Here is an 11,006-nt window from a genome sequence, read left to right as displayed (position 1 = left end):
CAGTACGTGCACTTCTCCATCACGCCTCTCGCACGAACGGTGACGTCCGGGTTCATGGCGAGCTTCAGGATTGCCGGCGTGTCCTTGGTGAAGTTGAAGAAGTTGAACCGGCGCACTTTGTAGGGACAGTTGTTCGAGCAGTAGCGCGTCCCGAGACACCGGTTGTAAACCATCACGTTCAGTCCCTGCGAGTCGTGGACGGTCGCGGCGACGGGACAGACCTGCTCGCACGGCGCGTCCTCGCACTGCATGCACGGCACCGGCTGGTTGTAGGTCGCCGGCGCGTCGAGCCCGCCTTCGAAATACGTGTCCACGCGGATCCAGTGCATCTCGCGCGTCCGCATGACCTGGTCCTTGCCGACGACCGGGATGTTGTTCTCGGCCTGGCAGGCGATCGTGCAGGCGCCGCAACCGATGCAGGCGTTGAGGTCGATCGCCATCGCCCAGGCGTGGCTCGGGTAGTCGTAAGGCGGATAGAGGGACTCCGCCGCAGCCGATTTTTCCATCGGCAGATCCCGTAACTCGCCCACCGTCGCATGCCTCGCGAGCGGCCGCCCCATCATCGACGCCACGAGTTGAGTGCACGCGAACGCGTGCCTGTCCCCGGTCGTCCGGACGACAACTGGGAGGGTTACTCCGACACCGGGCTTCAGCCGATAACCGTTGAAGCCGACACCGTCGCCGACTCGCCCCGCCGCCCAGCGTCCGTAACCGAGGCAGATCCCGACAGTCCCATCCCCCATGCCCGGAAGAATCCACACCGGCGCCGCAACCGAACGACCGGCCCCGCTCAGCTCGACCACGTCCCCATTCGCGAGCCCCAGCGCGGCGGCCGTACCAGGCGAAACCAGCGCGGCATTGTCCCAAGTGAGCTTCGTCAACGGCCGGGGCAGTTCCTGCAGCCACGCGTTGTTGGCAAAACTGCCGTCGTCGACGGCCGAATCGGCGACGAAGACCGCGGTCAGCGACGCCGCATCGAAGCTCGGTCGACGCGGAATCGCCGCCGGCCCCAGATGCAAGGGCAAGGCCGCAGTACCGGCAATCACCCCGTCGCGCAGGCATCGATCCCAGGCCGCCTCGAATCCCTCCCCCCGGCCGCCGATGCGGTCTCCCAGTTCCCCGCGCACCGCGTCGTGGTCCGATCGCTGCCCCGGCCTGCCGAACATGCCCAGGATTTCGCGCGCCGAGCGGCCGCCATACAGGGGTCGAATCACCGGCTGGATGACGCCGATCGTCCCGTCGTATCCGCGCGCATCGCTCCAATGCTCGAACTCATGAGCGAGCGGCAGATGCCAGACGCAGCGCAGCGCCGTTTCATCACGATAAAGACCTGCGTGGACGGTGCGCGGCACACTCGACAGCGCGCCGCCGAAATCGAGCTCGGCCGGCGCGTCATATACCGGATTCGCGCCGAGGATCAGTAGCGACTCGACCCGTCCGCTCCGCATCCGCTCGCACAAGGCGGTCAGCGACTCCGCGTGGCTCCCGGGTTCCGCCGCGACGGGCGCGATATAGTCGACGCTGCGGCCGACATTGCCCAGTATCCCGTTGATGACGTGAACGAGCGCACGAGTTTCGGGAGACAGGGCCGGACCTGCCATCACGACGCTTTCGCCGCGATTCGTCTGCAGCGCCTCAGCAAACGCCGCTTCCCAGCGCGCCGTGTCGGCGTCGGCCTCAACGCCGGCCGCCTCGCCCACTCCCAATGCCGCCGCCAAGCGCCAAACCACCCGTTCGATTCGATCGGGCGACAGCGCAAGCCGCTCGTCGGCGTTGGCCCCGGTCAGGCCGAGCACCGCATCGACGGCATACAGCCGGCTCGGCCGATCGGCACGGCGCCGCAGCTCGGCGAAGTCGCGTGCATAAGCCACGCTTCCCGGCCCATCCCCGAAGACATCCGCGGCGAGGCTCACGACAACTCGCGCCCGATCGAGATGGAACACGGTGTCCACGTGGCGACCGAAGCCCATTTGCGCAGCCTCGAACGCGCCATCGTCATGCAAGGGATCGTGGCAATACCAACGCGCCTCCGGGTAGCGCCGCAGCAGCGAGCGCCACTCCGCAAGCCATGTTTCCGACGTCACCGTGCCGGTCAGCACCGCCAGCCCGGCCCCTCCCCGTGCGATGAGGGCCTCGCCGCAGTCGAGCATGAAGGCTTCCGCATCGCGCCAGGAGACCGGCTGCTGTCCGCGCATCGGCGTCTGGGAACGGTCCGGATCCCAGAACTGCAGCACGCTCGCCTGCGCGAACACATCGGTCGCACCGCGGCTCGCAGGATGGCCGGGATTGCCCTCCACCTTGGTCGGCCGCCCCATGTTGCTCTCGACCAGCACCCCCAGCCCATATCCGCGACGGACGAGGCTGGTCGCATAGAAGGTCGGCTGTCCGGGCAGCACGTCCTCGGGCATCGCCACGTAGGGCAGGATCTTCTCGGCGGGCGGCCCGCTGCATCCCGAGCCGGCAAGCGCCAGCGAGGCGGCCATTAGTTGCAGGAAACCGCGGCGCCCAGGATCGGCGGCGCTCTCCCGTTCATTGTCCGGCGATGCCCGGATCGGAATGAACGCGCGCTGTGTCATCGATGACAGGTCGAACAGTCGGTAAGGCGGCGCGTGCTCAGCAGCCGCGGCGACCCTTCCAGCGCCGCCCTGGCATCCCCCTCCGCGGGCCGGACCCCGCGAAACACCTCTCCGGCCGGGTGCAGATGCCGCTCCGGACGCCGGTGGCAGTCCAGGCACCACTGCATTTCCAGTGACGCCTCGCGCCAGATGAGCGGCATCTGCTCGACCGGACCGTGGCATTCACCGCAGGACACCCCCTTGCGTACGTGAATGCTGTGATCGAAATAGACGAAGTCCGGCAGATCATGAACACGCCGCCATGCGACGGGCCACCCGGATAGCAGGCTCTCCCTCAGGGGCGCCAGCACCGGCGCGTCGTTGAAGAGCTGCGAATGGCAGGTCATGCAGGTCTCGGTCGACGGCATCCCGGCAAAACGGGAGTTTTCGACCGAGGTATGGCAGTAACGGCAGTCGATGCCGTCGTCGCCCACGTGGTGCTTGTGACTGAACGGGATCGGCTGACGGACCGCCGCGCCGCGCGCCGCGGGCATCGATGCGTTCCACCGATACACCGCAACGACCGAAGCGGCCAGCGCAGGAACGGCGCTCAGGCTGAGCTTGATCAGCAGGACGGCGCGCTGGGAAAACACCTGGGCCATGGTCGCGGGCGGATGGGGAGCGAGTGACCGCGGAACCGAAGCAAACGGAATTCCCGGAATCAGTCCCTGGCATTTCGCCGCTATGCGGGTCGGCCGCCCCAACCCTGCCGCCGCAGCCCTTTCGGCCAGGCGCCATGCCTTTCGTCGTATGCCGAACCGTTTCGCCCGGACTGCCGCCCGCGCTAGCGCGCAGTACGTTTTACAAGCCCTTCGGCAAGCTTTTCGCAGCGACGGCAGCGGCGGAATGCGGCGCGCGCGCCCTGACGAAACGCTTAGTCACGAAGTTGTAACCGGCAGGAGGAATCATAGTGCCCATTCTTGGTAGTCCATTGCTCCTGACGTGCCCCTATCCTTTCCTCTACGACGCAAAACCTGGCCCAGTCATCTGCTACGCGATGACTGGACCGTCCTGGCGCTTGGCAGCGTCGGCATCTCGCTCATCCTGATCGCCCTGATCTGGGTCGCGGCCTGGCAACGGCTCGACGCCGAAAAAGCCTTGCTTCGATACGGCACGACCGTGCATCAGGAAAACCTCGTCGCTGCGGTTTCCGAGAAGCTGATCGGCTCCGAAGGATCCATCGACGGCGCCGCCGGTGGTCTCCACGAGATCATCACCCCGCGCACCGACGCGTCTTCCGGCTTCGTGACCACGATGGTGATACTGACCGTCATGATCGCGTTGTCCGCCTCCGCCGTCGTCCGGGGAATCTCGCGGCAGAAGCGGATCGTCGCCGCGCTCAAGGCCACCGATCACGAGAACCGTGCCCTCATCGCGCGACTCGAGGACGAGAAGCGCCGCGCCTTCATGATGGCGGCCCACGACCCCCTCACCGGCCTGCCCAACCGGCGGATGTTCGCCGAGCTCGTCGGCACGCATCTGTTCCGCGCCAAGCGCAGCCGCAAGCACTATGCGCTGCTCTATCTCGACCTCGACCGATTCAAGGCGATCAACGACACGCTCGGGCATCATGCAGGCGATCTTCTGCTGCAAACCGTCGCCGGGCGGCTGCGCTCTACATTGAGAGAGTCGGATATCGTTGCGCGCCTCGGCGGCGACGAATTTGCGGTCCTGCTGACGGGGCTCGAAAGCGTCAGCGATGTAGAGATCGTCGCGGCCAAGCTGATCGAACAGATCAGCGTGCCGATGACGAACCTCGGCGAGCACGACATTCACGTCACGCCCAGCATCGGGATCGCGCTCTTTCCGCGCGACGGCCAGGACGTCGATTCCCTATGCCGTCAAGCCGATGCGGCCATGTATCAGTCCAAACGGACGGGGCGCGGCCAGTACACCTATTTCGAACCCGGCTTGAGTACCGACAGGGACCGCCTGTTCAATCTCGAACTGCGTCTGCCCAAGGCCATCGCCGACAACGAGCTGGTGTTGCATTTCCAGCCCAAGGTGCGGCTGTCCGACTACCGCATCGTCGGCTTCGAAGCCCTGGTGCGCTGGCAGCATCCCGACTTCGGGCTGGTCTACCCGGGCGACTTCATTCCGCTCGCCGAGCGCGGCGGGCTCATCGTCGAACTCGGCAACTGGGTCGCGGAAGCCTGCTGCCGTCAACTCGCGACCTGGAAGGCGGAGGGGCTCGACGCCGTGCCAATCGCATTCAACGTCTCCGCGCGGCAGCTGCAGGACGAGGAACTCCCGCAGCGCATCGAATCCATGCTCGCGAAGTACGACGTGTCCGCGCAGGACCTCGAAGTCGAGATCACCGAGACCACGCTCGTCGAATCCATCGAAATCGCCCGCCAGGTGCTCGACAAGCTGGAAAAGCTCGGTTTCGGAATCGCACTGGACGACTTCGGCAGCGGCTTCTCCAGCCTCGGCTACATCCGCACCTTCCCGATCCATCGCCTGAAGATCGACCGCGAGTTCATCAACGACATCCGCAACAGCCCGGACGACGGCGTCATCGTGGCCTCGATCATCGCGCTCGCCCACAACCTGAAGATGCAGGTGCTTGCCGAGGGCGTCGAGACGCTCGACCAGCTGATCCACCTGAAGACCGCCGGCTGCGACGAGGTTCAAGGCTACTTCTTCAGCCGGCCGGTTCCCGCGGCGCAGGCGCGAGAACTTCTCGTCCGGTCGATTCTTGCGCCGGCGTCGTGACGGCCCTCATCAGCCCTCTCCAACATAAAAACATAATGTTCGTCTGGTATTAATTCCACTTCCGGTTCGAAAGAAGGAGTTACCCCATGATCCCCAATGCCGAAAAGATCGTCGAAACGATCGCCGATGTCCAAAACCACACGCTCGACACCGCGACGGCGGTCGCCAATGCCGCCCTCAACAGCAACGACCACCTGCTGGCCCTGACGCTCGGCACCTGGCGCTCCCTGATCGTCGAGGTCGCGAACAACGCCAACGCCATCGTCGACGTCAAGGAAGTCGGCGAACTGATCAAGCTCGAAACCGCCTTCGGCTGGCGTATGATCGACAAAAGTGCGGAGTCGGCCCGCCTCGCCTTCGAGATCATCGGCCAATACCAGCAGACCACGCTGGGCCTGATCGAGCCGGGAATCTCGGAGTTCATGCAGGAGTGCGTCTCCCGCCTCGAAAAGGTGGCCGGCTCCGTGAAGCCGGGTTCAAATCTCGCTTTCGCCGCCGTGATGTCGGCACTGGAAGTCGTGAGGAGCGCGACGGAAGGCAACACGGAGTCGTCCATCGAAATCGCAGCCGAGGCGCCGGCGGAACCGCATCGCGCCGCCCGGAAGACCGCATAAGCAACAAGAACAAGACAGAACAAGAAGATCGCCCCGGCCCTCGCGCCGGAAGCTTCGATCCCCGCCAGGACTCGCGCCTGCGCGGGGATTTTCTTTTGGTCTTGCTACCGAATCAGCTGCTCCAGCCCGGCTTCGCCGACCGGGGCCTCGGCGAGCCACGGAATCAGCGCGCAACGCGTCGCCAGCTCGTCGGCGACCCGCCGCACGAACGGCACTTCGTATCTGCCTCGCTCGCATAGCAGCGGGTCGCCCGTGCCGCTGGCGAGCAAGGACTGATTGATGACCCACGCATAAGACTCGATGCCGGCCCGCGCGAGATCGCCTTGCAGCCGCTCGGCCTCATGCACCGGCGTCGCCTCGGGCAGGGTCACGATCAGCACGTGCGTATACGCCTTGTCGCGCAGCCGCGGCAGCAGCTGACGTACCGATTCAGGCATGTCGCCCTGGGTGCGCATGACCTCCCGGTGATAGGCCTCGGCCGCATCAAGTAGCAGGATGGTGTGACCGGTCGGCGCGGTGTCCAGCACCACGAAACCGTCCTTGCCTTCGTCCACCGTGCGGGCAAAGGCCCGGAAGACGGCAATCTCCTCGGTGCAGGGCGATCGCAAGTCTTCCTCGAGCATCGCAAGGCCTCCGGCGTCGAGGCTCTTCCCGGCTTTGGCGAGCACCTCCGCGGTGTAGTCGGCGACTTCCTGCCGCGGGTCGATGCGCGTGACGCTGAGGCCCGAAACCGCGCCGTCGAGTGTCCCCGCCACATGGGCGGCCGGGTCCGTCGTGGACAGCACTACCTTGCCGCCGCGTCGCGCGAGCGCCACCGCGATCGCGGCCGCGACCGAGGTCTTGCCGACGCCCCCCTTGCCCATCGTCATGATGACGCCGTGCCCGGCACGCGCGAGCTCATCGACGAGTCCCGCGAGCCCCGGCGGCAGCTGCGTGGAAGGCATCGGCTCCAGGCGTGCGGGCGCGGCGATTTCCGGATGCGCCATGACGCGCAAGGCGTCCAGCCCGACCGTGCCCTTGGGCAGGAAGGGAATCGTGCAGCGCGGAAGTTCGGACAGCTGCGACGGCATTGCAGCAAGGGCCGCGGCCGCTCGGCGCGACATGGCCGAGGCAATCGCGTCATCGGACTGATCGACCGAAAACAGACCGTTGATCGCGAGGGTCTGGTTCCGGATGCCCAGTTCGGCGAGTTCCCCGCGCGTGCGGTCTGCTTCGCGCAAGGACGAGGTTTCGGGCCGGCTCACCAGGATCACCGTCGTCTCTTCCGGATTCGACAAGCGGGCCACGGTCCTCGCGTACAGCGCCTTCTGCTTCTCCAGCCCCGCCAGGGGGCCGAGACAGGACGCGCCGCCCGTCGACGACGAGATGAATTCGTCCCATGCCGAGGGCAGCGTCAACAGCCGCAGCGTATGCCCGGTCGGCGCAGTATCGAAGATGACATGCTCGAAATCGGCGGTCGCCGTGGGGTCGCCGAGCAGTTTGGAGAACTCGTCGAAAGCCGCGATCTCCACCGTGCAGGCACCCGAGAACTGTTCCTCCATGCTCTGGATGGCAGCGGCCGGCAGGATTCCCCGATAGGGGGCGACCATCCGCTCGCGGTAGGCATGAGCCGCCGCCTCCGGGTCGATGTTGAGGGCCGAGAGGCCCGGTGCGCCGGGAATCGCAGTCGGCGCCTGACCGAGCGTGACGCCGAGCACCTCGTCGAGGTTGGAGGCCGGATCCGTGCTCACGATCAGCACCCGTTTGCCCGCCTCGGCGAGCGTCAGGCCGGTGGCGCAGGACAGCGAGGTCTTGCCAACGCCGCCCTTGCCGGTAAAGAACAGGTAGCGCGTTCGAACGATCGGCAGTGTCATGGCAGGCCCTCCGTCAGCAGCAACCCGACTTCGGGTCGCAGCAGGCGCCGCCGAGCTTGATGCGCGGCTTCTCCTCGGTCTTCAGCGTGATGCCGAGTTTCTGCACGAGCTGCTGGCGCGAGGGATACATGCCGGTGGAGACGATACGGCCGTCAATCGTCACGATGGGCAGACGATCCATCCCGGACTCCATCTCCTTCACGACGGCGGCATTGGCGACGAAGGCCTGGGGCTCCTGGCCGAGATTGTGACGGGTCACCGTAATGCCGTGTTCCTCGACCCACTTCAGGTCGGCCGCAAACTGCGCGAGCACCGGATCCACATCGACGCCACAGACGCCGGTTGAACAGCACATCGCCGGATCAAACACTTCGAGGTTTTTCATGATTCGCTCCTTACGCGTGTTGAGCTTCGTACCAGCCCTTGGATGCGTTGACGACCTTCACCACCAGCAGCATGACCGGCACCTCGATGAGGACACCGACGACCGTCGCCAGCGCCGCCCCCGACTCGAAGCCGAAGAGGCTGATGGCGGCGGCGACCGCGAGCTCGAAAAAGTTCGAGGCACCGATGAGGGCAGACGGGCAGGCGACGTTGTGCTTCTCGCCGACCACCTTGTTCAACCAGTAGGCCAGCGCCGAGTTGAAAAAGACCTGGATCAGGATGGGCACGGCAAGAAGCGCGATCACGAGCGGCTGCCTGATGATCGCCTCGCCCTGGAAGGCGAAGAGCAGAACCAGGGTCGCCAGCAGCGCCGAGATGGACCACGGCCCGATCTTGGCCATGGCTTCGTCGAAGGCTGCCTGCCCCTTGGCGAGCAGCGCCCGGCGCCAGACCTGGGCCAGGATGACCGGAATCACGATGTAGAGGACGACCGAAGTCAGCAGCGTGTCCCACGGCACCGTGATCGACGAGATGCCGAGCAGGAAGGCGACGATCGGTGCAAAGGCGAAGACCATGATCGTGTCGTTCATCGCCACTTGCGACAGTGTGAACAGCGGGTCGCCGTTCGACAGCCGGCTCCAGACAAAGACCATCGCGGTACACGGCGCCGCCGCGAGCAGGATGAGGCCGGCGATGTAGCTGTCCAGCTGATCGGCAGGCAGCATGGGCGCGAACAGGTTGCGGACGAACAGCCAGCCGAGGAAGGCCATCGAGAACGGTTTCACGAGCCAGTTCACGAAGAGCGTGACGCCGATGCCGCGCACATGCTGCTTCACTTCGTGCAAGGCACCGAAATCGACCTTCACCAGCATCGGCACGATCATCACCCAGATGAGGAGGCCGACGGGCAGATTCACCTGCGCGACCTGCAGGTGGCCGATGGCCTGGAATAGGCCCGGCGCCATCTGGCCGGCGACGATTCCGGCGATGATGCAGAGAAAGACCCACACCGTGAGGTAGCGCTCGAAGAGGCTCATCGGCACTCCGGCAGCCACCTTCGCGGTCATTTCACATTGGACAGCGGACATGACGGCTCCTTACAGGCCCAAGGCGTCGCGGACGGCCGGCAGCAGACGCGCGCGGATGTCGTCGCGGACCGCCACGAAGCTCTCCAGCGGCTCGCCGTGCGGATCGTGGAAAGGCACATGGATGCGCTTCACGGGACGCGGGAAGACGGGGCAGGTTTCCTTCGCGTTGTCGCAGACGCTCACGACCAGATCGATGTCCTGGTCCATGACGGCTTCGACGTCTTTCGGGTACAGCCCTTCGGTCGGCAGACCTGCCAGCCTCAAGGCCTCGATCGCACCGTCAGCCACCTTGGGCTGAGGGCGGGTGCCGGCAGAAATGCCGCGCACGACGCCGGCGAGATCATGGTTGAGGATCGCCTCCCCCATCTGGGAGCGGCAGGAGTTTCCGGTGCAGAGCACCAGCACGGTCTTCGGATGGCTCATGATGGTTCCGATGTCGAGGTCTTGCTGCGCCGCTTCGTGAGCGTATTGCAGGAGGCCGTCTTGGGCAGACAGGCTTCGCCGTGGCAGCAATTGCTGGTCAGGAAGGCGATCAGCTCGTCCATCGTCTCGTACTCGGCCGAGTAGTGAATGAAGCGGCTCTCCCGCTCGCCCTTGATGAGGCCGACGCGGCTCAAGTGCGAAAGGTGGAAGGACAGCGTCGCCCCCGGCAGACCCAGCTTCTCGCCAATGGCGCTGGCATTCAGGCCTTCCGGCCCGGCTTCGACCAGCAGGCGGAAGATCGCGAGCCGGGATTCGTGCCCGAGGGCAGCAAGGAGTTCAGCAGCGTTTAGCGTTTCCATATTTCCAATTTTATGGAAATGTTGATTCGAGTCAAGACGAATCCGTGTCATACGCACTTGATCTAGGTACTAAACCGTATAAACTGTTTTCGCGGCATAAGCAGAAACCGGTATTCCGGCAACCCAACCGACAGTTTCACCGACGAAAAATGCTTACGGTCATCGACGGCGACGGCACCGAACCCCGGCCCCAGAATCATCACCAGCAGCTTCTCGATACGATTCACGAGATCGAGCGTCTCGTCATCGCCGGTCAGCTCGGAAACGGACAGAGTCTCGCCAGCGAGTTCACGCCGATCGAACGCGCCTTCGTGACCGAACGCATGTTCCGCGACGGCTTCGAGGAAGAGATCCTCGTCAAGGTCCTCGTACCCTAAGCGACTTCGGCCGATTACCTCAGCTTCCTAGTCGACAAACCGGCGGCGCAGCGCGCGCCGTTCTTGCGCCTCCAGCATCGACATGGCTGTCGGGCGCGCCATCAGGCGGCGAACGCCGATCGGCTCCGCCGCCTCCTCGCATCAGCCATAGCCGCCGCTGTCGATCCGCGCGAGCGCCCTGTCGATCTTCCGCGACACCGATGCCGTGATTGAGCGGGCACGCCGCGCCCGGCGCTTCTTAAAAAAAAGAGGTGTCCCAATCCATGTGGAGAGGAGGAAGGAATTCCGGGTGTAGCCGGGGGACACCTCTGCAAAACAGTGACTGACGGGCTTATCGCATCAACAACAGCCCACCGAGGATCAGCACGGCGAGGAACACCGTGTTCGCCGTGAGCATCGCGACCGGCCGCCAGCCGACCGCGGCGAGCTGCTGGAACGAGGTCTTCACGCCGAGCGCCGAGATTGCGACGACGAGGCACCAGCGCGAGAGACTCGAGGCCGCCTGCGTGACTTCCTTCGGGATCAGCCCGAGGCTATTCACCAGCACCAGCACCGCGAAGCCGACGAGGAAGCCGGGC

At 65.1% G+C, this 11,006-nt stretch carries 11 protein-coding genes; 3 read left to right on the top strand and 8 right to left on the bottom strand.

Going from position 1 to position 11,006, the window contains the following annotated elements; genetic code table 11:
- Nucleotides 1-2,576, bottom strand: a 2,576-nt coding sequence (locus VJ673_RS04260) for a 4Fe-4S dicluster domain-containing protein (RefSeq protein WP_324124794.1), incomplete at its 3' end; no start/stop codon positions are given.
- On the bottom strand, nucleotides 2,573-3,217 hold the full coding sequence (locus tag VJ673_RS04255) for a cytochrome c3 family protein (protein ID WP_324124793.1): 645 nt from the start codon (nucleotides 3,215-3,217) through the stop codon (nucleotides 2,573-2,575). The genes VJ673_RS04260 and VJ673_RS04255, both read right to left, overlap by 4 nt.
- A 340-nt stretch (nucleotides 3,218-3,557) precedes the next feature.
- Here VJ673_RS04255 and VJ673_RS04250 point away from each other — a divergent pair, with 340 nt between their 5' ends.
- Together VJ673_RS04250 and VJ673_RS04245 are read left to right on the top strand one after the other, a co-directional pair.
- Nucleotides 3,558-5,330 carry a putative bifunctional diguanylate cyclase/phosphodiesterase gene (locus VJ673_RS04250; protein WP_324124792.1) on the top strand — a complete coding sequence of 591 codons (1,773 nt, stop codon included), beginning with the start codon at nucleotides 3,558-3,560 and terminating at the stop codon, nucleotides 5,328-5,330.
- A gap of 86 nt (nucleotides 5,331-5,416) precedes the next feature.
- Nucleotides 5,417-5,944, top strand: a complete 528-nt coding sequence (locus VJ673_RS04245; protein WP_324124791.1) for a phasin family protein — start codon at nucleotides 5,417-5,419, stop codon at nucleotides 5,942-5,944.
- Between the two features lie 104 nt (nucleotides 5,945-6,048).
- Here the strand turns inward: VJ673_RS04245 and arsA are convergent, their stop codons facing one another.
- The 5 genes from arsA to VJ673_RS04220 are packed head-to-tail and all read right to left on the bottom strand — an operon-like array spanning nucleotide 6,049 to nucleotide 10,051.
- A complete protein-coding gene (arsA, locus tag VJ673_RS04240) occupies nucleotides 6,049-7,797 on the bottom strand; it encodes an arsenical pump-driving ATPase (RefSeq protein ID WP_324124790.1) in 1,749 nt (582 codons plus the stop codon).
- Nucleotides 7,798-7,810: 13 nt separating this feature from the next.
- Nucleotides 7,811-8,182, bottom strand: coding sequence for an arsenite efflux transporter metallochaperone ArsD (gene arsD / locus VJ673_RS04235; RefSeq protein ID WP_324124789.1), 372 nt, complete (start codon nucleotides 8,180-8,182; stop codon nucleotides 7,811-7,813).
- A 10-nt stretch (nucleotides 8,183-8,192) separates the two neighbouring features.
- The gene (arsB, locus tag VJ673_RS04230; RefSeq protein WP_324124788.1) at nucleotides 8,193-9,269 is read right to left on the bottom strand and encodes an ACR3 family arsenite efflux transporter; all 1,077 of its coding nucleotides are present in this window, start codon (nucleotides 9,267-9,269) and stop codon (nucleotides 8,193-8,195) included.
- A gap of 9 nt (nucleotides 9,270-9,278) precedes the next feature.
- Nucleotides 9,279-9,692 carry an arsenate reductase ArsC gene (locus VJ673_RS04225; RefSeq protein ID WP_324124787.1) on the bottom strand — a complete coding sequence of 138 codons (414 nt, stop codon included), beginning with the start codon at nucleotides 9,690-9,692 and terminating at the stop codon, nucleotides 9,279-9,281.
- Nucleotides 9,689-10,051 (bottom strand): ArsR/SmtB family transcription factor, encoded by a 363-nt coding sequence (locus VJ673_RS04220; protein WP_324124786.1) that lies wholly within the window; start codon nucleotides 10,049-10,051, stop codon nucleotides 9,689-9,691. The genes VJ673_RS04225 and VJ673_RS04220 overlap by 4 nt, the downstream gene beginning before the upstream one ends.
- Nucleotides 10,052-10,200: 149 nt before the next feature.
- On the opposite strand from VJ673_RS04220, the gene VJ673_RS04215 reads away from it, so the two are divergent.
- Nucleotides 10,201-10,428: a hypothetical protein gene (locus VJ673_RS04215; protein WP_324124785.1), complete on the top strand. Its 228-nt coding sequence runs from the start codon at nucleotides 10,201-10,203 to the stop codon at nucleotides 10,426-10,428.
- Between the two features lie 331 nt (nucleotides 10,429-10,759).
- On the opposite strand, the gene VJ673_RS04210 is transcribed toward VJ673_RS04215, so the two are convergent.
- Nucleotides 10,760-11,006, bottom strand: a 247-nt coding sequence (locus VJ673_RS04210) for a putative sulfate exporter family transporter (protein ID WP_324124784.1), incomplete at its 5' end; no start/stop codon positions are given.

The organism is Aromatoleum sp. (genome assembly GCF_035254505.1).
Lineage (GTDB): Bacteria > Pseudomonadota > Gammaproteobacteria > Burkholderiales > Rhodocyclaceae > Aromatoleum.
The sequence above is the reverse complement of the archived record's forward strand: the minus strand, read 5'-3'. Positions and strand labels throughout refer to the sequence as shown.